This is a genomic window from Patescibacteria group bacterium (assembly GCA_024654625.1).
GTDB lineage: Bacteria > Patescibacteriota > Minisyncoccia.
Genome location: JANLHB010000005.1, coordinates 44,100 through 68,456, shown reverse-complemented (window position 1 = coordinate 68,456; position 24,357 = coordinate 44,100). Strand labels below are relative to the sequence as shown.

At 39.0% G+C, this 24,357-nt stretch carries 26 protein-coding genes and 1 tRNA gene; 19 read left to right on the top strand and 8 right to left on the bottom strand.

Annotation, left to right across the window (positions count from 1 at the left end; genetic code table 11):
• Positions 1-10 precede the first annotated feature (10 nt).
• Positions 11-86, bottom strand: a tRNA-Ala gene (locus tag NUV40_00470).
• A 223-nt stretch (positions 87-309) separates the two neighbouring features.
• On the opposite strand from NUV40_00470, the gene pyk reads away from it, so the two are divergent.
• On the top strand, positions 310-1,734 hold the full coding sequence (gene pyk / locus NUV40_00465; protein ID MCR4342365.1) for a pyruvate kinase: 1,425 nt from the start codon (positions 310-312) through the stop codon (positions 1,732-1,734).
• Here the strand turns inward: pyk and NUV40_00460 are convergent, their stop codons facing one another.
• Complete coding sequence (locus NUV40_00460) at positions 1,735-2,376, bottom strand: VTT domain-containing protein (protein ID MCR4342364.1); 642 nt, start codon at positions 2,374-2,376, stop codon at positions 1,735-1,737.
• Positions 2,377-2,895: 519 nt separating this feature from the next.
• Between NUV40_00460 and NUV40_00455 the strand changes: the two genes are divergently transcribed.
• The 14 genes from NUV40_00455 (at position 2,896) to NUV40_00390 (ending at position 15,987) form a co-directional block, all read left to right on the top strand.
• The gene (locus NUV40_00455) at positions 2,896-3,111 is read left to right on the top strand and encodes a hypothetical protein (protein MCR4342363.1); all 216 of its coding nucleotides are present in this window, start codon (positions 2,896-2,898) and stop codon (positions 3,109-3,111) included.
• A gap of 81 nt (positions 3,112-3,192) precedes the next feature.
• Positions 3,193-4,233 carry a redox-regulated ATPase YchF gene (ychF, locus tag NUV40_00450; GenBank protein ID MCR4342362.1) on the top strand — a complete coding sequence of 347 codons (1,041 nt, stop codon included), beginning with the start codon at positions 3,193-3,195 and terminating at the stop codon, positions 4,231-4,233.
• A 436-nt stretch (positions 4,234-4,669) separates the two neighbouring features.
• Positions 4,670-5,026, top strand: coding sequence for a CRISPR-associated protein Csx3 (locus tag NUV40_00445; protein ID MCR4342361.1), 357 nt, complete (start codon positions 4,670-4,672; stop codon positions 5,024-5,026).
• Between the two features lie 244 nt (positions 5,027-5,270).
• Complete coding sequence (gene frr, locus NUV40_00440; GenBank protein MCR4342360.1) at positions 5,271-5,822, top strand: ribosome recycling factor; 552 nt, start codon at positions 5,271-5,273, stop codon at positions 5,820-5,822.
• A gap of 45 nt (positions 5,823-5,867) precedes the next feature.
• Positions 5,868-6,224 carry a four helix bundle protein gene (locus NUV40_00435; GenBank protein MCR4342359.1) on the top strand — a complete coding sequence of 119 codons (357 nt, stop codon included), beginning with the start codon at positions 5,868-5,870 and terminating at the stop codon, positions 6,222-6,224.
• Positions 6,225-6,290: 66 nt separating this feature from the next.
• Positions 6,291-7,370: a site-2 protease family protein gene (locus NUV40_00430; protein MCR4342358.1), complete on the top strand. Its 1,080-nt coding sequence runs from the start codon at positions 6,291-6,293 to the stop codon at positions 7,368-7,370.
• Between the two features lie 36 nt (positions 7,371-7,406).
• Entirely contained in the window at positions 7,407-7,943 is a 537-nt protein-coding gene (locus NUV40_00425) for a cupredoxin domain-containing protein (protein ID MCR4342357.1), read from the top strand.
• A gap of 468 nt (positions 7,944-8,411) precedes the next feature.
• Entirely contained in the window at positions 8,412-9,656 is a 1,245-nt protein-coding gene (locus tag NUV40_00420) for a His/Gly/Thr/Pro-type tRNA ligase C-terminal domain-containing protein (protein ID MCR4342356.1), read from the top strand.
• Positions 9,637-10,689 (top strand): rod shape-determining protein, encoded by a 1,053-nt coding sequence (locus NUV40_00415; protein MCR4342355.1) that lies wholly within the window; start codon positions 9,637-9,639, stop codon positions 10,687-10,689. The genes NUV40_00420 and NUV40_00415 overlap by 20 nt, the downstream gene beginning before the upstream one ends.
• On the top strand, positions 10,664-11,500 hold the full coding sequence (locus NUV40_00410) for a rod shape-determining protein MreC (protein MCR4342354.1): 837 nt from the start codon (positions 10,664-10,666) through the stop codon (positions 11,498-11,500). Before NUV40_00415 ends, NUV40_00410 begins: the two co-directional genes overlap by 26 nt.
• 79 nt (positions 11,501-11,579) lie before the next feature.
• On the top strand, positions 11,580-12,575 hold the full coding sequence (locus NUV40_00405; GenBank protein ID MCR4342353.1) for an IS30 family transposase: 996 nt from the start codon (positions 11,580-11,582) through the stop codon (positions 12,573-12,575).
• 142 nt (positions 12,576-12,717) lie between these two features.
• Positions 12,718-12,918: a cold shock domain-containing protein gene (locus NUV40_00400; GenBank protein ID MCR4342352.1), complete on the top strand. Its 201-nt coding sequence runs from the start codon at positions 12,718-12,720 to the stop codon at positions 12,916-12,918.
• Between the two features lie 163 nt (positions 12,919-13,081).
• Positions 13,082-14,866, top strand: coding sequence for a translational GTPase TypA (gene typA / locus NUV40_00395; GenBank protein MCR4342351.1), 1,785 nt, complete (start codon positions 13,082-13,084; stop codon positions 14,864-14,866).
• A gap of 137 nt (positions 14,867-15,003) precedes the next feature.
• Positions 15,004-15,987: an RNA polymerase sigma factor RpoD/SigA gene (locus tag NUV40_00390; GenBank protein ID MCR4342350.1), complete on the top strand. Its 984-nt coding sequence runs from the start codon at positions 15,004-15,006 to the stop codon at positions 15,985-15,987.
• A 36-nt stretch (positions 15,988-16,023) separates the two neighbouring features.
• Here NUV40_00390 and NUV40_00385 read toward each other — a convergent pair whose 3' ends face one another.
• Complete coding sequence (locus tag NUV40_00385; GenBank protein MCR4342349.1) at positions 16,024-17,211, bottom strand: hypothetical protein; 1,188 nt, start codon at positions 17,209-17,211, stop codon at positions 16,024-16,026.
• A gap of 15 nt (positions 17,212-17,226) precedes the next feature.
• A complete protein-coding gene (locus NUV40_00380) occupies positions 17,227-18,054 on the bottom strand; it encodes an ATP cone domain-containing protein (protein MCR4342348.1) in 828 nt (275 codons plus the stop codon).
• Positions 18,055-18,155: 101 nt separating this feature from the next.
• Between NUV40_00380 and NUV40_00375 the strand changes: the two genes are divergently transcribed.
• Positions 18,156-18,407, top strand: coding sequence for a hypothetical protein (locus NUV40_00375; protein ID MCR4342347.1), 252 nt, complete (start codon positions 18,156-18,158; stop codon positions 18,405-18,407).
• 62 nt (positions 18,408-18,469) lie between these two features.
• Here NUV40_00375 and NUV40_00370 read toward each other — a convergent pair whose 3' ends face one another.
• Entirely contained in the window at positions 18,470-18,976 is a 507-nt protein-coding gene (locus tag NUV40_00370; GenBank protein ID MCR4342346.1) for a peptidylprolyl isomerase, read from the bottom strand.
• 197 nt (positions 18,977-19,173) lie between these two features.
• On the opposite strand from NUV40_00370, the gene NUV40_00365 reads away from it, so the two are divergent.
• Entirely contained in the window at positions 19,174-19,749 is a 576-nt protein-coding gene (locus tag NUV40_00365; protein ID MCR4342345.1) for a GerMN domain-containing protein, read from the top strand.
• A 98-nt stretch (positions 19,750-19,847) separates the two neighbouring features.
• Here NUV40_00365 and NUV40_00360 read toward each other — a convergent pair whose 3' ends face one another.
• The 3 genes from NUV40_00360 to thiI form a co-directional block, all read right to left on the bottom strand.
• The gene (locus tag NUV40_00360) at positions 19,848-20,147 is read right to left on the bottom strand and encodes a hypothetical protein (GenBank protein ID MCR4342344.1); all 300 of its coding nucleotides are present in this window, start codon (positions 20,145-20,147) and stop codon (positions 19,848-19,850) included.
• 190 nt (positions 20,148-20,337) lie between these two features.
• A complete protein-coding gene (locus tag NUV40_00355) occupies positions 20,338-21,531 on the bottom strand; it encodes a hypothetical protein (protein MCR4342343.1) in 1,194 nt (397 codons plus the stop codon).
• Between the two features lie 77 nt (positions 21,532-21,608).
• Positions 21,609-22,799: a tRNA 4-thiouridine(8) synthase ThiI gene (gene thiI, locus NUV40_00350; GenBank protein MCR4342342.1), complete on the bottom strand. Its 1,191-nt coding sequence runs from the start codon at positions 22,797-22,799 to the stop codon at positions 21,609-21,611.
• 197 nt (positions 22,800-22,996) lie between these two features.
• On the opposite strand from thiI, the gene NUV40_00345 reads away from it, so the two are divergent.
• Both NUV40_00345 and NUV40_00340 read left to right on the top strand, forming a co-directional pair.
• Entirely contained in the window at positions 22,997-23,764 is a 768-nt protein-coding gene (locus NUV40_00345; GenBank protein MCR4342341.1) for a hypothetical protein, read from the top strand.
• A gap of 128 nt (positions 23,765-23,892) precedes the next feature.
• Positions 23,893-24,345, top strand: a complete 453-nt coding sequence (locus NUV40_00340; GenBank protein ID MCR4342340.1) for a hypothetical protein — start codon at positions 23,893-23,895, stop codon at positions 24,343-24,345.
• Positions 24,346-24,357: the final 12 nt, after the last annotated feature.

Here is a 24,357-nt window from a genome sequence, read left to right as displayed (position 1 = left end):
TGTTTTAAATTGGTGGACCGGACAGGACTCGAACCCGCCACCTCCTCAGTGCAAATGAGGCGCTCTACCAGATGAGCTACCGGCCCAAACTTACTAAAACATTCTACCTTATTTTTATTCAAATGCAACCTTAGCGTCCGTGTTACTCATATTATATAATTTCCTAAGCGCCTGCCTCCCGCATGCGCAGGCATGGCGCATGCAGGAGGCAGGCCTCTCTTGAACGGCTCAGCTGGTCGAGCCGTTGGATTCATGTCAATCCGCCTCGGGGTTTGCTAAAGAGGTGCCTAGGATATAAACTTATATCTTATGCTAACGAACGCGAAGAAAACTAAGATAGTGGCGACCATCGGTCCGGTGAGCGAGAATGAAGAGACGCTCCTTAAGATGGCAAAAGCCGGGCTCAATGTCGCGCGCCTCAACTTCTCTCATGGTAACTACGCTGAGCACCTTGCCAAGATCAAGATGGTGCGCAAAGTCTCTAAGGCACTTGATAAGCCTATGGCTATCTTGGCAGACCTTGCCGGACCGAAGATAAGGATAGGCGACTTCAAAGACGGTAAAATATTCCTAAAGAAGGGCGCCAAGTTCACTCTTACCGTGGACGACATAATGGGGGACGAGAGTATCGTCTCTATCAATTGCAAAGACATAACCCTAAAGATAAAGAAGGGCGATTTTGTAATGTTGGAAGACGGCTCAAAGAAGCTTGAGGTGGATAAGGTCTCGGGAAATAATGTCTTCTCTACCGTCATTGTGGGAGGGGAGCTGAAGTCGAAGAAGGGGGTGAACCTCCCCGGTGTCTCCGTAGGTATTTCGGCTCTCACTGCTAAAGATAAGAAAGACTTGGAGTTTGCCTTAAAGCATGATGTTGATTTCGTGGCGCTCTCTTTCGTGAAGAAGGGGGAAGATGTGAAAGTGCTTAAGAAGATTATAGAGAAGAGTGGTTCTTCGGCGGGAGTTATCGCTAAGATAGAGACAAAGGAAGCCGTCTCAAAATTAGACGAGATAATAGACGAGGCTTACGGAGTAATGGTGGCGCGTGGTGACCTCGGCATAGAAGTGCCTTTAGAGGAGGTGCCCCTCATCCAAAAAATGATAATAAAAAAATGCAACGAGAAGGGGAAGCCCGTCATCACCGCGACTCAGGTCTTGGAGTCGATGATAAAGAACCCTCGGCCGACAAGGGCCGAAGTGAGCGACATAGCTAATGCAGTGCTTGACGGCACAGACGCTATAATGCTCTCTGAGGAGACGGCTCTCGGCGCTTACCCAGTGGAGGCTATTGAGACGATGGCCTCAGTCTGCCGGCACACGGAGAAGTCTTTCCCTTATGAGCAGGTTTTGAAGTCTATAAGCGACGGGATCAACCTCTCGGTGGTAGATTCTATAAGCGCATCAGTCTGTCGGACGGCTTATCGCTTGGACGCTAAACTTATCGTCGTTTTTACCAGCTCCGGTTCTTCAGCCAGAATGATCTCAAGGTGGCGGCCAAAGCAACCGGTCCTCGCCCTTACTCATGACGAAAAGGTGCGCAACATGATGGCCTTAAGCTTCGGCACATTTTCAAAAAAGATAAAAAATATAAAAGACCATGACGCCATGATAGATGTCGCTAAAGAAGAGGCGGCAAAGACCGGTCTCGTGAAGAAGGGAGATAAAATAGTGATCTCAGCCGGTATTCCCTTCGGCTCCTCGGGGACGACTAATCTTATCTTGGTGCAGGTCGTATAGTTATTCCTTAGGCGGGAGATTCTTGTAAACTTGCTTGAGGATGAATATTATCACGACGAAACTTAGTGTGCCGGCTATTATTTGATAAGAAGTTGGGAGTTCAACGGCGTAAGCAAATAAGAAAGCGAATGGGGTGAGGCCTATCACCGTGGCATACATAAATACACTAAAAGGTATTTTGGTGAGAAGTCCTAATGCGTAGCTTAAAAGATCCACAGGTAAAGCGAGTCTTAGAAATACAATTGTCCAGAAGACATGCTTGGACGGAACGATATTTTCAAAACGTTCTATTTTTTTAATGTTTATAAATTTAGAGACGAGCGGGCGTCCATATTTCCTTGCGAGATTAAAGGCTATAGCTGAACCGATAGTCCACCCGATAATGCTAAGTACGGCAGATATAAATCCTCCCCATAAGACTGAGGCGATAGCCAGAAATGGAAGAGTGCTTACTGGCGCGAAGACTACGGCGACTACGGTGATGAAGACATATAGAAGCATGCCAAGTATGCCGTCTAATATTACCATTTCTCTGATTATTTCCGAATAGCTTTGAGTAAGATAAGAAACGATTATAAAGAGCGCAATAATAATTATTATTGCGATAATATTTTTTAATGTTTCCTTATCTTTCACTATCATTATCTTAATGATAAGTTAAACATTCTTTCAGGGCAAATAATGTTGTCAACCTGCCACGTTGACATCGTGTCAGTTCTTGCGTTAAGGATTCTTTTGGGTTAGATTTTATATAGAAGTAAATTATCGTCCATTGGTTCTCTATAATTGAATAACGGAAGGTGAACAAAAAAAAGGAGGGTTTGCTTATGGCAAAGAGAGTGAAAGGCCGTCCACGTAAATGTGACAATGACCCTGACTCAAAGGCTTGTAGGAAGATGCAGAAAAATAGTCCCATCTGTAAAGATTGTACCGCTACCTCTGGTAAACCAATCTCGCGATAAGAAAGGCAGGTGTCTTATGTCAAAGAGAGAGAAAGGAAGAAGGAGATATTATAAAAGTGTTCCACACACACCTCAATGGATATGCGGTGAACCGGAGAGAGAATCTCACTGCCAGAAATATATAAAAAGAGTAGGCAGGAGTTATTGCGAGAATTGTATATATCGTAAAGTAACGTAACTCTAACTGAGAGGGTCGCCTATGGGAATATCGCAGAGGAAAAGGGGAGACAGGAATAAGGCAAAGAGAAAGAAAGAGAGAAAGAAAAAGAGGGTGGATAGATTAAAGAAGTTTTCCTTCCAAGGCAGGGACAAGTGTAAAGTTCTTAACAGGGAGACAGTTTGCCGTAGTGACATAAAGGAAACAGGAGGGGCCTGTTGTCTCGATTGTATTTCCCTTTACAGATCTTATTTTTAAGATTCATCTCAAGCGGTGCGCGGATTTTTTTTATCCGCGCGCCGCTTTTTATTTTTATGAGAATCTGTTAGATTAGTAGACATGTCATTATCTGTAGGAATTGTCGGTTTGCCAAACGTGGGGAAGTCCACGCTCTTTAATGCTTTAACTCAGAAAGGGGTTGATGCCTCTAATTACCCTTTCTGCACTATCGACCCTTCGGTAGGTGTGGTGGAGGTGCCGGACGAACGGCTCAGCCGGTTGAGCCGTTTACTGGACTCGAAGAAGATTATCCCTGCGGCGATGGAGTTCGTAGATATTGCCGGACTAGTGAAGGGTGCGGCCGAGGGCGAAGGCCTGGGGAACAAGTTCCTCTCCCATATAAGAGAGGTAGACGCTATCGCTCAGGTGGTGCGTGTCTTCAAGAATGATAATATTATCCATGTCCACAACAAGATAGACCCCTTGAACGACATTGAGATTATCGAGACGGAGCTTGTGCTTGCTGATCTTGATACTGTGACCAAGAGGGCTGACAAGCTTAAGAAGGAAGTGAAAATGCAAGACAAAGAGGCGGTGAAGAAGATGAGTGCCATAGAGAAAGTGAAAGCGGCCTTGGAGAGTGGTAAGCCTGCTCGGGAGAGTGGCTTCGATGAAGGGGAAGCGGAGCTAGTGAAAGATCTTCACCTCCTTACCATGAAGCCGGTCTTGTATATTTATAATTCCTCAGGCTCTTCTCTGATACCTGAGGAATTGAAAGCCAAGAGGCACATCGTCTTGGATATTAAACTTGAAGAAGAATTGAGCAGTATGACAGAAGAGGAGATGAGGGAACTTGAAGTGGAAAGTGATATAGATAAACTTATTACAGAGGCATACGAGCTTTTAGGGCTTATGAATTATTTTACTGTCGGGCCGGAGGAGACTCGCGCGTGGACTATAAAGAAAGGCTCTACAGCTCCGGAAGCGGGAGCCGCTATCCATACTGATTTTAAAGAGAAGTTTATACGAGCCGATGTTATAAATTGGCAAGATTTGTTGGCTGCAGGCTCATACGCAGTCGCGCGTGAGAAAGGGCTTTTAAGGACGGAAGGGAAGGAGTATATAGTAAAAGACGGCGATGTGATTGAGTTTAGGATATAAAATTCGAAAGAGCATTTTTAAATAAAAAAAGCCGCAAGAATTACATCAGGATGATAGTGCTGCGTACAATGTTATTGCACACTGGTTTTTCGCTCGTCGCTACTCAATCTCCTATCCCTGACTCTTGCGGCAGCCTAATTCATGTCGTCCCCTTTCGGAGAAATAGAAAAGGTGGCCAGTCCTCTCTATGAATAAGTTAATACTACCAATTTTATTATGAAAATCAATGCAGCGATGTAATGGATTTAAGAATCCAGCAATGTATACATTTTGAGACGGTCGTCTCATTTTGTATACATTAGGAATATAGCTGGTGTGGTGTAGATATTTCTACTCTTTACTAAATTCAGCCGTTGTGTTATAAGTTACACTAGATTTAGTGATGATAATTGTTTTTTGATAATCTGAAAACTTTTAAACAAAAAAAGGGGGTAGCGTGATGATTGTTAGAAGAAGGAGAGGAAGTTGCCGTATCAATCATAACTATTACAGTAGCGTCCTCAATGTTGTGGTTGGACGTTTTGAGGAAAAGAAAGTGGACAACATCATCCGTGACGTAGTCACGTGCCTGGGCGAGATGATTCTGGACGGGATAATCAGAGGAGGGAAGATTTTAAGAGTCAAAATAGATTATCGCCCTGCCACTGTAGGAATCCCTGTGGCGATTGCCATCGGTCGTGCGACGGCCGACCTCTACAGGGCTGTCGCGGTTTTTGACCCAGAACTTGCCAAGTACGTCGTGACGGCCACGACGTACGAGGGACACTACAAGTTGGGTGAACTGATTGATTAGTGCACCCCGTAGTCGCAGACTTCAAACTTCTAGCCCTGTTCCGATCCGTCGGAGCAGGGCTATTTTTTATTATTTATAATTAATCCTCAAAACGATTGAAGATCTTATTAGTTTATTAGACCAATGTATATAAAATCTACGACCGTAGAAAAAATATACTTATAGTTTTAAAGGTGACATAAAATTTTGTTAATTTATTAGATGTTTTCTTTATCTAAAGAAATAATATATAATAGTTTTCAATATGGCTTACGATTTTTCAAACATTAAGAAGAGGAAGACGGAGATAGAAGAGTGGTTAGGGAGAGAGTTCTCTGGCCTGCGGACCGGGCGCGCCACACCGGCTATCTTGGATAGTATCTTTGTGGAGTCTTATGGTAGTAGACAGCCGATAAAACATATTGCGGCTATTACTGTGGAAGATGCTAAAACTATTGTGATTAAGCCATGGGATCAGAGTTTGATGCAGGCTATAGAGAGCGCTATCTCTTCTTCAAATTTAGGGATAAACCCATCAACTTCAAATGTGGGTATAAGAATCTCTTTTCCTGAGTTAACTTCAGAGAGAAGGGAGACATTAAATAAGATTATCAAGGCCAAGCTTGAAGAGGCCAGAATTTCACTTAAAAAAGAAAGAGATGAGGTTTGGAATAAGATACAGAAAGATGAAAAAGACGGCAATATTTCAGAGGATGATAAGTTCAGATTAAAAGACGAGCTTCAGAAAATTATTGATGAAGGGAACAAGGTATTGGAAGAGATGTCTTTAAAAAAGGAGGTAGAAATAAAAGGATGACGGTCAATTACCAGTTATCAATGATCAATTTTCAATTAATTACCAATGATGCAATCTTCAAATAAATATGATTTGGAAGAGAGAACTTCAAAATTTGGTGAGGAAATTATTGGATTTTGTAAGAATGTAAAACAGGATATAGTTACGAAGCCGGTTATTAGTCAACTTATTCGTTCCAGTACAAGCGTGGGCGCAAATTACATGGAAGCTAATAATGCCAGTTCTAGGAAAGATTTTAGAAATAAAATTTTTATTTGCAAGAAAGAGTCACAGGAGACTAAATATTGGCTAAGAATGATTGAAAAGTGCATATCAGAAAATAAAGAGGAGATAAAAAAATTATGGCAAGAATCACACGAGTTAACGTTAATTTTTCAAAAGATTACTTCATCTTTAGGATAAGTGTTTATAAAATTAAAAAATTGATTATTTAATGAAAATTGAAGATTGTTAATTGAAAATTGTCTTATGAGTATTTTATTATTTTTTATAGTATTGGGTGTTTTGATATTTGTCCATGAATTCGGGCATTTTATCGTTGCCAAGAAGTCTGGTATAAGGGTAGACGAATTCGGTATAGGTTTTCCTCCGCGTCTATTTAAATTCAAGAAAGGAGAGACAGTTTATTCTATAAATCTTATTCCGTTCGGCGGTTTTGTAAAAATTTTTGGAGAAGATAATGAGAGCGGTCCAAGGAGTTTTGTGAGCAAGCCTATTTATATAAAGGTGGCAGTGATTGCTGCCGGGGTGATTTTTAATGTTATCTTGGCGTGGTTTCTTATAACAGCAGGTTTTGTTGCCGGTTTTCCTACTAGTGTTGCCGGTGCTCCAGAGGGCGCGGATATAAGGGATGCCAAAGTGCTTATATTGAATGTTAAAAAGGATTCTCCGTCTGAGAGAGCCGGTCTTAAAGCCGGAGATGCGATTGTAAGTTTGTCTTTAAAAGACGGTGAATCGCTTGTGTCTCCATTATCAACAGAGACCATCCAAAGTTTTATAGTTTCAAGTGAAGGCAAAGAGCTGGAACTTTCTTATAAAAGAGGAAAGGAAGTAATTTCTGTTTTTATACAGCCTGAGAAAGGTATCTTTGGGGAAAGTCCGGCTATAGGTATAGCAATGGATGAGATAGGCGTTGTGAAAATGCCTTTTTATAAAGCAATGTATGCCGGATTAAGAATGACAATAAATCTTACCGTAGGGACGGCTGTCGGTATGACAAGTTTCTTTAAAGATGCTTTTACGGCAAAGGCGAGTCTTTCTCAGATAAGCGGACCCGTTGGAATTATAGGCTTAGTTGGCGAGGCCTCTGAATTTGGTTTTATATATCTGTTAAGTTTCACCGCTTTTCTTTCTATCAACCTGGCTATTTTAAATATTATTCCATTTCCTGCGCTTGATGGAGGGAGAATATTTCTCCTCTTAATAGAGGCGATAAAAAGATCTCCTATAAATGCGAAAGTCACCGGGATTTTAAACGGAGTTGGGTTCGCTATCCTTATAATATTGATGATTGTTATCACATTTAATGATATTATTAAATTACTGTAGTATATATAATATATAAGTAGTATAATAAAATAAAGTATGAATAATAAAAAAAGTTTTATAAATAAATATTTTGTGATAGCAGTTATATTGATAGCGGTAGGAAGCGTGTATTATTTTAAATTTTATAGAACAGATGATTCGGTTATTGATAATGGCGATGGTGAAGCTGATAAAAGCGGCTTAATAGAAGAAAACAACAATGCTTTGATTGACGAGAATAATGTCCCCGCTCAAAAAGTAATACCGAAAGCTTCAAGCGAACCCACTTCTCAGGCCGAGCCAAATCAGACAATTCTTCTCAAAAATAATTTTATATCAATAAAAAATAATGCTTTCAGTCCGTCGGTAATTGTTATAAAAAGAGGAACCGAGATAACTTGGACAAATGAAGATAACTTTGCGCATCAGATAGCCTCTGATTCCAGTATTGTGAAAAATCCATTGCCCGAACTTGAATCTAAGATTTTGGCAAAAGGTCAGAGTTATATATTTATGTTTACAAGACCCGGCACATTTGATTACTATTGCAGGATACATCCTTTTATGAAGGGAACAATCATTGTTACGGATTAATAATAAAAAGATAAAAATAAAAATAATGAAAAATTATGCAAAAGTTGGAGGAAAGAAAGGGAAGCCCGGCTATAGGACGCCTTCTCAGTTCATAGCCATGAAATCTATTAATGTCTCCAAAATAAGACAGATACGAAAACCTACCAGTGGTTCTAAGGGGTAGGTTAGGTGAGTTTCATTATAAATCCACAGATTTTTTATTTGTTCTCGTCTTGGATAAATAATATTCCTTTTGCTTCATTAAAATTTCTCCTTGCAAGCAGGAAGCCAGAAATTTTATATTCAGCCAGTCATTTATTTATAACTAATCCTCAAAAGGATAAAAAATCTTGTGAATTGATGATGTATATAAAAAGCAACGACCGCATCAAAATGTATACTTGTTTAAACGCCTCACTCCTTCTCGAAGGAGTGAGGCGTTTTATTTATTTTTGACTAACAGGCGGTTTTCGGATATTATTATCTCTAATGCTACAGTCTAAACTCTTTACGAAAACAATTAAAGACGCCCCAAAGGATGAGGTGTCAAAGAACGCCTCTCTTCTTATAAAAGCCGGTTTTATAGATAAGACTATGGCGGGTGTCTATACGTATCTCCCTTTAGGCTTGCGTGTCTTAAGAAGAATAGAAAATATAATAAGAGACGAGATGAATAAATCAGGCGGGGTAGAGCTTCTGATGCCTTCAATGCAGCCGAAAGAGAATTGGGAAAAGACAGGCAGATGGGAGACAATGGACGATCTTTATAAACTCTCTGACTCGGGCGACAGGGAGACCGCGCTTGGTCCTACTCATGAAGAGATAGTTGTTCCGCTTGTTAAAAAATTTGTTTCGTCTTACAAGGATTTGCCTGTTTATGTTTACCAAATTCAAAACAAATTCAGAATGGAGCTTCGCGCAAAGTCCGGTATTTTGCGTGGAAGGGAATTTATGATGAAAGACCTTTACTCTTTCCATAAAGACGAAGACGACCTTAAAAGATATTATGAGATAATGAAGCAAGCTTATAAGAATATTTTCAAAAGAGCCGGTATAGGAGATGAGACTTATCTTACTTTTGCTTCCGGGGGGAGTTTCTCAAAGTATTCTCATGAGTTTCAGACTATAACTTCCGCTGGTGAAGATACCATATATGTCTGCAATAGTTGCAAGGTTGCCATAAATGATGAGATTATAAATGAGCAGAAAGTTTGCCCTGAGTGCGGTAATTCTAATTTCAAAACAGAGAAAGCCATTGAAGTGGGGAATATTTTTGAACTAAAGACAAGGTTTACCGATGCTTTTGATCTAACATATAAGAATGAAGACGGAGTAAATACTCCGGTTCTTATGGGTTGTTACGGGATAGGGCTAGGAAGACTTATGGGGACGATTGTTGAAATACACAATGATGAAAAGGGGATTATCTGGCCTGAGAACGTGGCGCCATTTGATGTTCATTTGATTCTTCTTAGTGAATCTATTAGAGATATTTCAGATGAAATATATGAAAGTTTGCAAAAAGCCGGCGTAGAAGTATTATATGATGAGCGAAGAGATAAAAGCGCCGGAGAAAAATTTGCCGATAGCGACCTTATCGGCATACCATGCAGGATTGTCGTAAGCGAGAAGAGTATGGAAAAAGGCGGCGTGGAGTTAAAGAAGCGTAATATGGAAGAGGCTAGTATTATAAAAAAAGAAGATATTTTAAATTATGTTAAAAAAGTTCAATAATTTTTTCTCTAATAATATAGGGATAGACCTAGGCACGGCTAACACTCTTGTGTATGTAAGCGGAGAAGGGATTATTATCAATGAACCGTCTGTTGTCGCCGTGAATCAAAAGACGGGCCAAGTGGTGGCAATAGGCTCAGAAGCTAAAAAAATGGTCGGCAGAACACCCGCTCATATAAATGCCGTAAGGCCGCTTGTGGACGGAGTTATCTCAGATTTTGAAGTTGCCGAGGAGATGATAGCTTATTTTATAAAAAGAGCTCAACAGAATAGAAAAAATATATTGTCTCGCCCGAGGGTTGTTATCGGTGTCCCTTCCGGCGTGACTAATGTTGAGGCAAGAGCGGTCCGCGACGCCGCTCGTAATGCGGGAGCCAGAGACGTGTATATAGTAGAAGAGCCGATGGCGGCGGCTATCGGTATGCGTCTACCCATAGGAGAGCCTGTCGGGAATATGGTTATTGATATTGGCGGCGGAACTTCTGATGTGGCCATTATATCGCTCGGCGGAATAGTTCTTTCAAAAAGCCTTAAGATGGCCGGCGATCGTTTGAATCAAGATATTATTCATTATGCGCGAGATGAGTTTAAGATTCTTTTGGGAGAGCAAACAGCTGAAGATGTGAAGATAGCTATCGGTTCCGTTCTTGAGGCGGATGACGATATTGAATCTGCAGTGAGAGGGAGGGACCTTATAACGGGTTTGCCGAGGGAAGTTATTTTGACCGCTTCTGATGTAAGACAAGCGATAGCCAAGACTACCAAGTCGTTAGTGGACTCTGTGAAAGAGGTGATAGAAGAGACTCCTCCTGAATTAGTGTCTGATATCATGCATAGAGGGATAATGCTTGTGGGCGGAGGGTCGTATCTTAAGGGGCTTGCCGAGCATTTATCTTCTGAAGTTAAAATTCCTGTTTACGTAGCCGATGAACCTTTGACAGCCGTAGTGAGAGGTACGGGTATTATTCTTGATAATCTTGATGACTTTCAAGATGTTTTAATCCAGAATGAAGATGATCTCCCGCCACAATAAAAAAACAGGAAAGAAGTTTTTAATACTTACATTGTTATTGGCAATGATTTTGATTGCTATAATGTTTGCTATCGGAAATAGAATCATTTCAAGCGCGACTCTCTCTATTGCTTCTCCTATTTTTGCCGCGAGAGGCTCTATTAATAATTGGTATGAATATAAAAGTCGCGTTATAAAAGATAAGGAGTTGCTAGTTGATGAGAATCTAAGAATGAAGGAACAGTTAATGGAAAAAGATATGAGATTGATGACTCTTGGCCTCTTAGAGAAAGAGAATAACGAGCTCAAGAATCTTTTAGGAAGGATGACGGAAGAAAGGAGGAGTATTATCGCTTCAGTAACACTGCGTCCTCCTCAAGTTCCTTATGATGTTTTGATTATAGATATAGGTCGAGATGACGGCATAGAAGAAGGAATGCTTGTGGGCGCATACGGCGATATTCTACTTGGCTATGTTGAAAAAGTATTCAAGGACGCCAGCCGGATAAGGCTTTACTCAAGCGCCGGAGAAAGTATTAATGTCCTTGTAGATAATACAAATATTTTTACTGTTGCAAGCGGTGTAGGAGGCGGGAATTTTGAGATTAGTCTTCCCAGAGTAGATAATGTCAAAGAGGGGGATTTGATTATAACACCCGGAGCTAACCCTTTTATCCTTGGAATGGCGGAATTTATTAAAGCTGATATGGCGGACGCTTTTCAAAGAGTTTTTTTCAGGACGCCTCTAAATATCCAAGAGCTTAAGTGGGTGGAAGTTTTTCCTGATTTATCAGCTTTGTCATCCGCAAAAGAAATGCAGATTCAAGAATAAATCCAGTCTTGGATGCGTGAAAGGGTCAGTTCAACAAGTAAGTGCAACACTTTGATTAAACAGATAATATCAAAGTGTTATGAAATACAAGCATTTAACGATTGAGGAAAGGGAAAAAATACAAGAAATGTTGTGGCAAAAAGCTTCGGTCAGAAGAATTGCCGCAGAGATAGGTCGAAACCCGGCCTCAATATCAAGAGAGCTGCAAAGGAATAATCCGATTGAAAGGAAAAGATATACTCCTCGCGCCGCTCATGAAAGAGCGCTCGGGAAGAGAAAAAGTCGTGGGAGAATGGAAAGGCTGAAAAATGATCAAATCCGGTCATATGTGGTCCAAAAGCTGAAGCGCCGATGGTCTCCAGAACAGATCGCGGGAAGGATACAAGCTGACCTAAAAGAGAAGATTTCCCATGAAGCGATTTATCAATACATCTATGCCCAGGTTCACCGCAATGGCTGGGGCTGTCTCCGCCCCGGACATGAAGATTTGCGCCGGTATTTGCGCCGAAGAAGAAAAAGGAGGATTAAAAATGGGACCAGAAGATGTCAAAGAATCTTTAAACCAAAGGGTGTTTCCATAGATATGCGGCCGGACATTATTGATACTCGTGTCAGGTTTGGAGACTGGGAGGGAGACAGCGTAGAGTCAGTGAACCATAAGCCGGGTATCAATACTGCCGTAGAGAGAAAGTCAGGGATTGTTTTCATAACAAAACTTAAAGACAAGACGGCTAAAGCAACAACGGATGCCATGGGGCAGAGATTTAAGGATGTCCCGAAAAGACTTAAACAGACAATTACTTTAGATAACGGGCCGGAGAACAGTGATTGGCCAACTATCGAAAAAGAGATTGGACTTAGTTGTTTCTATGCCCATCCGTATTGTTCGGGAGAAAGGGGGACAAATGAAAATACCAATGGTTTGATTAGAGATTATTTCCCAAAGAAAACAGACTTTAGTATAATTACCGACGAAGAGATTAAATATGTTGAAAGTGAAATTAACAATCGTCCGAGGAAACGCCTCGACTGGAAGACCCCATTAGAAGTATGGAGTGTTGCACTTCAAGGTTGAATTCAGGACTAAACCGCTTGACTTTTTAATCGGATTATGCTTCAATAGATATATCAAATCAGGTCTGTAAGAGAAACGAAGTCGGGTTTTTATCGTACAGTATTTTAGGTTTGAAATTTATTCGCACTAGTTTTTCTTATAGATGAATCAAGGAACTATAGCTCGTCTCACAGAACGTGGATTCGGCTTTATAGCTCAAGAGGGTGAGGAGAAAGATATTTTCTTCCATGCTAATGAGTTAAAAAATGCCAGCTTCGACGAACTTCGTGAAGGCGACAAAGTAACATTTGACACAGCAGAGGGCCCTAAGGGAGTCAATGCTGTTAATGTCAATAAGGCGTAATAACGCTTTTAACAAAAACATCCCGCAAATAGCGGGATGTTTTTGTTAAATCAATATACTTTTTATGAAATTGATGTTAATATATTCCTTTAACTTAACAGGAAAAATTAATCGCTTTTATATTTTATATCAAATAATTAATTTAAATAATAATTTTTAAAAAATGGAAATCAGAAATATAGCAATCATAGCCCATGTCGACCACGGCAAAACAACGCTTACGGACGCGATCTTAAGTCAAACTGGCGCGGTTGATACCGGAGTAAGTATGGACAGCAATACTCTTGAAAAAGAGCGCGGTATTACTATTTACTCTAAGAATGCTGCCGTCATATACAAAGGCACCAAAATAAACATCGTTGATACGCCAGGTCATGCCGACTTCGGATCAGAAGTGGAGCGTGTTCTTCGTTCCATTGATTCAGTGCTTCTTATTGTTGATGCTCAAGAGGGGCCGATGCCTCAGACACGATTCGTGCTTAAAAAATCTCTTGCGTTGGGACTTAAGCCGATACTCGTCATAAATAAAATAGATAAACCGGCCGCAAATCCGGCTCGCGCTCACGATCAGGTATTTGACCTATTTGCCGAACTTGGAGCAACAGACGAACAATTGGACTTTCCGGTTATTTATGCCATCGGGCGAGAGGGGGTAGCTAAAAGAGAATTGGCCGATGAATCAAAAGACTTAACACCGCTCTTAGATATGGTTCTAGAGAAAGTACCCGCTTCAACAGGGGATATTAATGCGTCATTTCTTGCTCAACCGTTTAATCTTGCTTATGACAACTTCTTAGGCAGAGTTGCCGTTGTGAGAATTTATAGCGGTAAAATTAATGCCGGAGATACAGTTTATACAAAAAAAGGGGATGATATAAAAAAATATAAAATAACTAAACTATTCGCCTTTGAAGGTGTGACAAGGACTGACGTAGATACACTAAAAGCGGGCGATATCGGGATGATAGCCGGAATACCGGATGTATATATAGGCGACACAATAGCCGGCTCACCTGAATCGCCGATACTTGAAACAATTGCCGTCGATGAGCCGACTATTGAACTTACATTTCTTGTTAATAATTCTCCTTTTGCCGGACGAGAAGGGAAATTCGTGACAAGCCGTCAGATAAGAGAGCGACTTGAGAAAGAGTTGGAGGTAAACGTAGGACTTAAGGTGGATTTTGATTCTGCAAGCGGAGATCAGTTTACCGTCTACGGAAGAGGGGAACTTCATATCGCTATCCTCCTTGAAAATATGCGTCGTGAAGGATATGAAGTGCAGGTATCTCAACCGCAAGTTATTACAAAAGAGATAGACGGTAAATTACACGAACCGTTTGAAGAGATAGTCATTGATGTCCCAAACGATTGCCAAGGCTCAATCATTGAAAAATTAAGCAAGAGGGGAGCTATTCTTAAAAATATGGAACTTCACGAAAACAGAGCTTTTCTTTCATTTGAAGGACCAAGCAGAGGGCTCTTCGGCTATCGCAACAAATTTGTGATAGACACAAAAGGAGAAGGCATAATGGCAAGCCGAACTATCGGATATAAACCATACGCCGGAGAGATAGAAAGACACGAAGCCGGTTCAATGATATCGCAAGTATCCGGAAAGACATTGGCCTATTCTCTTGATAATCTTCAGACTAGGGGCGTCTTATATATTAAAGAAAATACAGAGGTGTATGAAGGAATGGTAATAGGGAACACTTCAAAGGGGGAACAAATGACAGTTAATCCTACTAAAGGCAAACAGCTCACCAATATGAGAGCTTCCGGTTCTGATGACGCGGTGAAGCTTATACCTCCGCAACTGCTTACAATAGAAAACGGTCTTGAAATTATGGCAAAAGACGAATATCTGGAGATTACGCCTCAAAGTGTCCGCTTGAGGAAAAAAAATCTTAAAGAATCTGACAGAAATAAATCAAATAGGAAATAAAAAAGCCATTTTGGGACCGAGCTTTCAATTGGCTTTTTCAACGCTATTGAAAAACAATACTAAATAAGGCATTATAAAAAGCGGAATAGCTTCTTTAAAATAAATTCAAAATAATTCTTAAAATAAAGGGGGGGGTTATGCTTTTCAAGGACAATAACGCTGTCAGTATTTATTTTTCCTACATAAATAAATATCCTCTACTCAGTAAAAAAGAAGAGAAAAAGCTTTCAGCAGAGATAAGCAAATGGAGAGCTCTTGAAAAAAAGATTGAGAAAAAAAGAAAAAAAGGATTAAGCGACGAAGAGATCAAATCCTTCATTGAGGAAAATAAGTTACAGCCGGTGATTCAAGACGGAAGAGAAGCTTTTGACAAGATGACGAGATCAAACTTAAAGCTTGTCGTAAGTATAGCTAAGAGATTCATAGGCAGGTCTCCTCATTTAAAGTTTCTTGACTTAATCCAAGAGGGGAATATAGGGCTTATGGGGGCAGTTAAAAGGTTTGACCCAGAGAGAAAATGTAGAATATCTACTTATGCAACACATTGGATAAAGCAAGCTCTGGAGAGGGCGGTAGCTGATAATGATGACGATATACGTCTTCCTGTATATCTTAGTATAGACTTAAATAACTTTAGAAAGACCCACAGGAAGTTGTCTTTGAGATTAAGAAGAGATCCAAATAAAGAAGAGATACTTAGAGAAATAAAGTTAGATTCTAAGGTTGGGGAAAAGATTAGATCTAAGAGGGTAGGGCAATTGGAGTTGTTGAACAATAGAAGGTTCTATCAGCTTGAAGCTCCTATGGCTGGGCTAGAAGATATGGTCTTGCTTGATCTTATAAAAGACGAGATCAACTTGGGGCCTGATCAGTTGTTTGAAAAGATTCAATTGAAAAGACACCTCAGTGAGATAATGAAAGACACCCTGAAAGATAAAGAGTTTCAGGTAGTGAGCCTTCGTTTCGGTCTACTTGAAGATGGTAGTGAAAAATCACTGGAAGAAATAGGGAAAATGCTTGGCGTAACTCGCGAGAGAGTGCGTCAGATAGAGAAAGTAGCCATTAAAAAGCTGCAAAAAAGGTTAAAAAATCTTGAGAGTACAAGCCGTATGTATAGATGACATCATGTTATCTATACATACGGCTTTTTTAATACTCTAATTTCCGTTCATATCAAGAACCAACCCACCCCAAGTAAAGTCTCTTGCGCCAAGCCCTTCTCCTGTTAGAGGGTTAAAATATTCCCTAAGTCCTGAATTCTTTATAAGCTCAAGTGAGCTGTTTTTTATATCATTAGCTTCTTTGCTAAATCCATAGTTCAATAAGCCTTTATGGATAATCCAGTTAGTGGCAATCCATGTCGGACCGCGCCAGAATCCTTCAGGGTCAAAAGACGGTTCGTCCATCGCTACCGTAGAGACGGGATATTTACCCCAAAATTCTTCTTTATTTAGAAGATGTTCTTCTACGAGTTTTTTCGCTTCTTCTTGCGTCAATATCTTAGCAAAAAGAGGCGAGAATATTGCCCATGTTTTCAGTTTTATTTTCTGATAATCTTCTCCATATGTTGACCAAAATATACCATCTTCATACATAAGACTTCTCATAGCTTTTACTATCATATCTCTTTTTTTATTAAAATAAGCGACATCATGACTGTTGCCAAGCTTCTCAGCGATAAAAGAAAGCGCTCGCAGATTCTCCACCATAATCACATTAAACGGCACGTCTTTAACCCAGAAGAAATTCTTCATACAAAACGGCGCATCAAAATTACATTCTTTGTTTTCCTTTACTAAGAGGAGCCTCTTTTCTAAACTTTTCTCTCTTGTCTGCACAGGCGGTAAATTCAATAGAGTGTCAAACCTCGGGGAATTATCTTCTCCGGATTCATCGGGGTCTATGATGCCGATCAGATCATTTTCGTGCGGGTCACGGTCGTTTATAAGATATTTGTAAAAATGAAATAACGGTATATAAATACTTTTCAAAAATTCGATATCGTTATCTTTCTGAAATATCTGCCAAACGGCATAAGCAAGCATCGGTGGTTGAGTGATACTGCTTGTCCCATCTTTACCCCAGTCAAAATTTATCACATCTTTCTTCTCCCAGTAGATCATATGAGGGACCATTCCGTTGTTGAACTGCTTTGAGATTATGGAAAAAATTTCTTTTTTCGCGTCCTCTACGTCGAAGTGACTTAAGATTATAGCATGAAAACATGAGTCCCATAGCCACTGATAAGGGTATGTATCGGGAGAAGGGACAGTATATTGATAGCTGTTTAGCGTCCTCTTGTTTTTGAGCATTAAATCTTTTATCGATTTTTCAATATCATTCATAATATAAAACTTTGGTTAATATATCAACACTTGAACTTCTTTTATTATTTTATCTGCTCTTTGCCTGTCAAAATTAAATATCCTGACAAGGTCATCGGCAGAATAAGGAGCAAGATCGCGAGCAAGCATCATATTGTGTTTGACAAACTCCTCTTGGGCGAATTTGTTAACAGAGGGTAGCACAGTGATAGGATAAAGTTTGTTTTTGATTATAATATCTTTGAGTCCTTCTTTAGCGGGCCCCCTCCAGCTTGTGAGCTTAAGATTACGACAACGGCCGTACCTTAAAGCCGTCTTTGTAAACTCGGTATTTGTTATAAGCCACATTTTGTGATTATTGTGAGCGGATTCTTTCTGTTCTTCTATAAAAGCGATATCGGCAAGGCGCGCGTCAGCATACATTGCTACATCTATATGAGTCTTGATGCCAGAGCCATTATGATATTTAGCCTCAATGAGGAAGTGCTCGTTGCCTCTCTCAGCTGTAAGATCCACTTCGTGAGTTACGCAACGGCCTTTCATCATTTGATTTAATTTCACTTTGTAGCCTAAAGAACCGATAACGACAGCGAGAAATTTCTCAAAGTTAAACCCAGCCGGACCAAGAGCCGCAATTCCTCTTTTAAGGCTATAATTTGCCGCAACGACAAAATCGTCCTTCATAAGATATTGTGAAGCCTTTCTAAAGATTTGAGTGGTAGTCATGCCGGGTTTTAGTTCTTCGTTAATTTTAGAACAAACTTCATCCACTATATTGCCAGGTGCGCCGGCTTTTTTTAGAGAAAGGCAAAATTTACTCTTATTAAAAAGTTCTTTCTCCCCGGATGCTTTTATAATTTCCATAGTTAAATTATATACGAATTTAGAAAATTATAGAAATTTGACATAATCTGAAATATAAATTATGTTATATTAATAAAATATTGCGCCAAAAAGGGGGTTTAATGCTTAAGACTTTATTGAGAAAAATAGCACTCAGGAAAAAAGAAACTGAAAAATGGGCGAAAGGATCACCTGAAATAAGAAAAGCTTCAAGCGCAATAGATAGCAGTTCATTAAAAACAACGAAAAGGAGATGTCCTAATAACTTTTGCGCCTTTGTCTATGACAAAGGCGACACAAAGGAACTAGAGCTCCATTTCGAGGAAAATCACCCTCTCGATACGGAAGAGAGAGCAAGGCGCGCGGGATTTTAAATCTGCAGTCTGACACGCAAAAAGCACCCAAAATATCGGGTGCTTTTATTTTTTTACAGTCTTTATTCTTTAACAATAACCTCTTTTATAATAACAGGTTCAACAGGAATATCTCTTGATCCTGTTTCTACTTTAGCTATAGTGTCAACCAGCTCCATACCATTTACAACTCTTCCAAAGACAGAATGTTTGCTTTGAAGAGGCTCTTTATCAAAATCTAAAAAGGTATTATCAACAAGATTTATAAAGAATTGACTGCCTCCTGAGTTCGGTCCGCTGTTTGCCATTGATATAGTGCCTCTAACATTTGAAAGACCTTGGACAAACTCATCTTCTATAGCATAACCGGGTCCGCCAGTGCCATAGGCAGATGTCTCTTCCAAGCGAGAATTTGGATCTCCGCCTTGTATCATAAAGCCATCTATAACTCTATGGAATTTTGTCTCATTATAAAAACCTTCTTTAGAAAGTTTCAGAAAATTACCTGCTGTTACCGGCATCTTATCTATAAAAAGCTCTATCTCTATGTCTCCTTTAGTTGTCTTTAGTGTTACTGTTGGATTGCTCATTTTTTCTATTTCTATATTTATATTATCACTTTGATCCTTCTTGGGAGAATACACCCAAGCCAAGATACCTAAAACGATGATAACTATTGCTATTAATACTACTTTTACATTATTCATAATAAATTAACATTTATACTTTTAATTTACACCTGTATCTATTATAGTATAAGTATTATAAATTAAATTTCAAATAGTCTATGCAAAAGATAAATAAAAATTATATATATGTTGTTATCATAATACTGATAGTCGGCGGTTTGTTTTTGTTTCAATCAAGAGATAAAGACCTTGCGCTTGAAGTAATAAATGACGATTATACAGCAGAAGAAATTGAAAGTTCAGATATGACAGCCAGCCTATTATCAAGCGCTCCAAAAAAGATGATGACGCTTAAAATATATTTTCCGAATACAACTATGACAGCAGGCGGCACAAATAATTGCCAAGAAGTTTTTCCTGTAAATCGCTCTGTCGTTGAGACAATCGCTCCGGCAAGAGCTTCGCTTGAAGAGCTTTTCCGTGGTCCGACAATAGAAGAGAAAGAATTAGGCTTCAGTACCGTCATTTCTTCAGACATAAAAATCCAAAAATTAACCATAAACGAAGGAATTGCGACAATAGATGTTAACACCTTAACAGGAGAAGAGACAGGGGATAAATGCAAAGAAGCTTCAAGTCTCGCGGAGATAACGGAAACATTAAAACAATTCTTAACAGTAGACAATGTTTCTATCTCTGTTAATGGCGTGATTAAAGAAAAAATAACAGAATAGGGTAGTAAGACAAATACTCTAATAGACTATAATTTCGATTCAGTAAATATTAAAACACCCCGCCATGAGGCGGGGTGTTTTAATAAACAAAATTTATCTTAACCTCTATTCTTAGACCAGCAATCTCTGCACGAGACAGGGGTGCCTTCTCTAGGTTCAAAGGGAAGAGCGGTGATATTTCCTCCGCAACCGCTGCAAGTCCAATTGCCTTCAACCATTTTTCGCGGTGAAAAATCTTTTTTTCCTCCTGTGCTATGACAGTCTCTGCATGTAAGCTGGCTTAATCTTGAAGGGTCAGGATTAAACGGAAGCTCGTTAATATCTTTTCCGCACTTTCCGCACTTCCAATTGCCTTGAAACATTTTTTTTGGAGTATTGTCAAATTTTTTAAATGCCATACTATTTTCTTAATTTAAATAAAACGACCTTTTAATCTTAAGCCGCCTTACTTACTTGGGTATGCCTTAAATTCATTTAATGCTAAGCCCATTAAGACACCTCGACTTATTTAGAAATAATTTTATATCTACCGGGCAGAAAGTCAAGAAGAAGGGATAAATTCATAAATATATCTCGCTGACGCTGATATTAACCGGACAAAATATCAATCAATCTCAACTTATCGCCCAACTTGAAATCAAAATATTTTTTAGTTGCGATTGTAAGCAAATACGGGTCACACCCTGTTTTTTTAATCTTATCATCTTCCAGTATAAAACCCTCAGGGACACTTGTAAGTTTCCCATTTATAATAGAACTCACATCCTCAATCTTTTTTAATCCTTTGGATAAACGGGTAAAGCCGGCCTTTTCTATCCACATCCTATGTTTCTTAGCGCCTATATTTACCAGTGCTTGCTCAACCGGAAGGATAGACCTTAAATAATGCAGAGAACCCTTATGTGTATGCTTTACGCAATCTTCAGGAAAGGAACGATAACCAAAATCAGTCTCAAGCGCAAAAGAAGAATTGATGATACTCTCAATATGTTCCGGAGTAATATCCCCCTCATCAAGAAAAAATAACGAATGAAGAATATCCGAACTGACAGTCTTAATAGGGCCATTTCTATCAATAGCAAGACACAGTTGGCCTGTATTTCTGCTGAATAGATAATTTAAAAGATAATCTTTCATACATTCTATTATCTGACCAAAAGAATCGTCTTTAAGCAAAAATGACGCGCTCTTCAGCGCTCGCATATTTTGTATATGCGGCAATGAATACGAAACAGGGTAAACAGGCTCGCCATTTTCTCTTTCCGGCATACCCGTATCCTTCCAATATGTTACCTTAAGCGAAAAATGTTTTCCGCCGCAGAGAGACGGGTCCTCAATAAAAGAATATCCCTTTAAATGATTTCTTATAAATCCAACGGCTTTAATAATATTATCTTTATACCTGTCTGCAAAGAGGATATCACCAGACAGTTTTTGATACACTTCGTGCCCGATAAGAAATAAAGCGGTTGTGTCGCAGGCATTATACTCATTTGAAAGACCTCTTGATGCGGAGGCCGGAAATTCATTAAATATTTTACCTGGTTCTTCACCGGACAAAGGATTTTGTTTTAAGCCCTGTTTTTCGGCGCATAAAGAAAGCTGATCTTTAAGCATATTTTTATCAAGCATTAAGATAGCCGAGAGAAGGCTGTCTCGCGCTGAATTTTTCATAGCGTTTGGAAAACCGGAACAATAAATATTAAAATCTCCATAATGGACATTAAGGCGCTCCAATCCTTGGTCTGGAGTTAGAGACCCATAATCATCTGCAAATATCATATCTTATATTATAAACAATAAAAAAGAATTATGAAACAATAAAGTCTTAATATCTTTGGAAAACTCTTTGCCGAAGATTAAAAACTCTTTTTTATTTCAATATTTTTTAAGGCTTCTTTAACAATCTTTCTTATGTTAAATGCTTTCTCTGCCTTTTTTATTTCATTCAAATCCGCTTTTGTTTCGGGATTTTTAGGAAGAAAAAGGGAGCAGCAATCCTCGTGCGGAATTATAGAAATATCATAAGTGCCTATCTCTAAAGCTTTTTTTATAATCTCTTTCTTGTCAAAGCCGATAAGCGGCCGAAGTATGAGTATTTTCACGGCATCTTCTATTGCAATAAGATTTTCCACTGTCTGAGAAGCGACTTGCCCCAAAGCTTCTCCTGTCCCCAAGGCTATAATTTTCTCTTTTTTTGCGACTTCTTCTGCGATTTTAAACATAAAACGCCGGTAAAAAATTATCCTGAATTTATCCGGCGCATTGAGCATAACTTCTTTTTGAATTTCAGAAAATGGAACAAAATAAATTTTAGATTTATATTGAAAATTATCTAACACGCTGACAAGACTCTCTACCTTATCTAGGGAACTTTGCGATGTATAAGGCAATGAATGAAAATGAATATAACAAACTTCAAGGCCCCTCTTCATAAGATAATAAGCGGCGACAGGGGAGTCTATCCCGCCGGAAACAAGAAGGAGCGCTTTGCCGGATATGCCTATCGGCAAACCGCCAAGCCCTTTTAGTTTATCAAAATAAATAAATACAAAATTATCGGCTATCTCAATAAAACAATTAATAGCCGGATTTTCCAATTTTACTTTTATATTTTTAATATTATCTAAGACATGCGCGCCAACCTCAATATTAATATCTTGAGAGGTTAACGGAAAGTCTTTTTTTGATCTTTGAGAAGTAATTCTAAAAGTTTTAAACTTCTTCACGGCCATAAGGCTCAAGACCCTTGCCTTAATAGAGCCAATATCCTGAGACGAAGAGAAGGCAAAAGTAAAATAAGCAATACCGAAAGTTCGACCTAAAACTTCTTCTATTTCTTTAATATCATTCTTCCCTTTTTCGGAAAGTTTGATTATCACTCTTCCTGATATCCGCTTAACATATTCAAAACTACCAGGCGTTCTTAATACTAAGCCGTTCTTAATATTATCCACCAGCTTACCTTCAAAAACTTTCCTATTTCTGCCCTTAAGCCCTATCTCATCGTAATGACAGATTGCATAATCATAAAAAACATTCTTTTCCATATTTGATTTTTATAACACGTATAACCCCTAAAAACAATTATGCGTTATGGGCTTATAGTATAAAATAATTTAAACAGACCTTTACACTTATACAAAGGCGTCGTGACCCCTCACGACGCCTTTTTTTATTTGATTCATACTATGTCAATCCGCCGCGGCGGATTGACATTACTCCCCTTAATCTTACTATGAAGACTATGCAGAGCGAAATTTTAAACATTTATAAGCCCCTTGGCCTTTCACCGCTTGAAGCCATAAAGCGCTTTCTAGCCCAAAATGAAGCCCCCTGGGGGCTAAAAATGACCTACGCCGGCCGACTTGACCCCATGGCAGAGGGCGTACTTTTAATACTAGTCGGAGATAATGTCCATAAGAAAGACTATTATCTAAAAATGGAAAAAGAGTATGAGGCCGAGATTCTCTTCGGCTTTGAAACGGATACTTATGACATCCTGGGCTTACCATTGAGAGCAGAAAAGAATGAGGTCTCGGGCGAAGAGATAAAGAAAGAGCTTGAAAAATTTCATGGAGAAATCTCTTTACCGCTTCCTCCGTACTCTTCATACAAGATAAAAGGCAAACCTCTTTTTTCTTGGGCAAGAGAAGGGAAATTGAATGAGATTGAAATACCGCTTAGAAAGACAGAGGTGCGTGATATCGAATTTTTAAAAAGTTATGATATTAGATTAGAAAATCTTATTAAAACAATAGTTAATCGTATTGACAAAGTTTCTGGAGACTTTAGGCAAAGTGAGATAAAAAACAGGTGGGAGAAAATGTTAAAAGATAAAGGTGACCAAACATTTAAAATAGTGAAGATAAGATTCTTAGTATCAAGCGGTACATACATCAGATCCATAACGCATGAACTTGGAAAAAGGCTCGGCACAAGCGCAATCCTTTTCTCGCTCATACGCACCAGTGTAGGGGAGTATAAAGCAAAAGATTCTAAAAAACTTTCATAAGAATAACCTAAACGGCTCAACGCTAGCGTTTTTAAAAGGTGAGACCTTTTTAAAAAGGTCTCACCTTTTAGATTTACGCCCAGAACCGGTATTGTTTACACTACGTTTTTTAGTGATATAATATAGATATGAAAATTACTAAAAAATTACACCAATTTACAGGCGAAAAAGCGCTTATTATCGTAACCGGAGCAATGGAAGCTCTTTTCCATATAGCCTCAGACGGAGAGATTAACAAGATTGACTCATTCAAACTTGATAAAATTCATTTTTCAGACAATGAGGGATTTTTCGGCAGGGCTGGCAATGGCGGCAAAGTAGCTTCTTCCGGTTCAGTTAAAGAACCTTTAAAAAAAGAATATCTTCAAGAATTTTTAAAAGAGATGAAAGCGTATATCAAAAATATCCAATCTAAATATGAGATAACAAGTATTTATCTTTTTACTCCTGATTATTTATATAAAATGGTGGAAGAATCGATGCCGAAAAATTTACAATCAAAAATAAAATTCATAGCTAAGGGTAATTATTACCATGAGCGCCCTTTTGAATTAATAGATAAAATAAAACCTGCCGATTAAAAGAGACGAGGG

Excerpts from the sequence above, each read along its gene's own strand:
- pyk (MCR4342365.1), top strand. The coding sequence starts at position 310 with ATGCTAACGAACGCGAAGAAAACTAAGATAGTGGCGACCATCGGTCCG.
- NUV40_00460 (MCR4342364.1), bottom strand. The coding sequence starts at position 2,376 with ATGATAGTGAAAGATAAGGAAACATTAAAAAATATTATCGCAATAATA.
- NUV40_00455 (MCR4342363.1), top strand. The coding sequence starts at position 2,896 with ATGGGAATATCGCAGAGGAAAAGGGGAGACAGGAATAAGGCAAAGAGA.
- ychF (MCR4342362.1), top strand. The coding sequence starts at position 3,193 with ATGTCATTATCTGTAGGAATTGTCGGTTTGCCAAACGTGGGGAAGTCC.
- frr (MCR4342360.1), top strand. The coding sequence starts at position 5,271 with ATGGCTTACGATTTTTCAAACATTAAGAAGAGGAAGACGGAGATAGAA.
- NUV40_00435 (MCR4342359.1), top strand. The coding sequence starts at position 5,868 with ATGATGCAATCTTCAAATAAATATGATTTGGAAGAGAGAACTTCAAAA.
- NUV40_00430 (MCR4342358.1), top strand. The coding sequence starts at position 6,291 with ATGAGTATTTTATTATTTTTTATAGTATTGGGTGTTTTGATATTTGTC.
- NUV40_00425 (MCR4342357.1), top strand. The coding sequence starts at position 7,407 with ATGAATAATAAAAAAAGTTTTATAAATAAATATTTTGTGATAGCAGTT.
- NUV40_00420 (MCR4342356.1), top strand. The coding sequence starts at position 8,412 with ATGCTACAGTCTAAACTCTTTACGAAAACAATTAAAGACGCCCCAAAG.
- NUV40_00415 (MCR4342355.1), top strand. The coding sequence starts at position 9,637 with ATGTTAAAAAAGTTCAATAATTTTTTCTCTAATAATATAGGGATAGAC.
- NUV40_00410 (MCR4342354.1), top strand. The coding sequence starts at position 10,664 with ATGAAGATGATCTCCCGCCACAATAAAAAAACAGGAAAGAAGTTTTTA.
- NUV40_00405 (MCR4342353.1), top strand. The coding sequence starts at position 11,580 with ATGAAATACAAGCATTTAACGATTGAGGAAAGGGAAAAAATACAAGAA.
- NUV40_00400 (MCR4342352.1), top strand. The coding sequence starts at position 12,718 with ATGAATCAAGGAACTATAGCTCGTCTCACAGAACGTGGATTCGGCTTT.
- typA (MCR4342351.1), top strand. The coding sequence starts at position 13,082 with ATGGAAATCAGAAATATAGCAATCATAGCCCATGTCGACCACGGCAAA.
- NUV40_00390 (MCR4342350.1), top strand. The coding sequence starts at position 15,004 with ATGCTTTTCAAGGACAATAACGCTGTCAGTATTTATTTTTCCTACATA.
- NUV40_00385 (MCR4342349.1), bottom strand. The coding sequence starts at position 17,211 with ATGAATGATATTGAAAAATCGATAAAAGATTTAATGCTCAAAAACAAG.
- NUV40_00380 (MCR4342348.1), bottom strand. The coding sequence starts at position 18,054 with ATGGAAATTATAAAAGCATCCGGGGAGAAAGAACTTTTTAATAAGAGT.
- NUV40_00375 (MCR4342347.1), top strand. The coding sequence starts at position 18,156 with ATGCTTAAGACTTTATTGAGAAAAATAGCACTCAGGAAAAAAGAAACT.
- NUV40_00370 (MCR4342346.1), bottom strand. The coding sequence starts at position 18,976 with ATGAGCAATCCAACAGTAACACTAAAGACAACTAAAGGAGACATAGAG.
- NUV40_00365 (MCR4342345.1), top strand. The coding sequence starts at position 19,174 with ATGCAAAAGATAAATAAAAATTATATATATGTTGTTATCATAATACTG.
- NUV40_00360 (MCR4342344.1), bottom strand. The coding sequence starts at position 20,147 with ATGGCATTTAAAAAATTTGACAATACTCCAAAAAAAATGTTTCAAGGC.
- NUV40_00355 (MCR4342343.1), bottom strand. The coding sequence starts at position 21,531 with ATGATATTTGCAGATGATTATGGGTCTCTAACTCCAGACCAAGGATTG.
- thiI (MCR4342342.1), bottom strand. The coding sequence starts at position 22,799 with ATGGAAAAGAATGTTTTTTATGATTATGCAATCTGTCATTACGATGAG.
- NUV40_00345 (MCR4342341.1), top strand. The coding sequence starts at position 22,997 with ATGCAGAGCGAAATTTTAAACATTTATAAGCCCCTTGGCCTTTCACCG.
- NUV40_00340 (MCR4342340.1), top strand. The coding sequence starts at position 23,893 with ATGAAAATTACTAAAAAATTACACCAATTTACAGGCGAAAAAGCGCTT.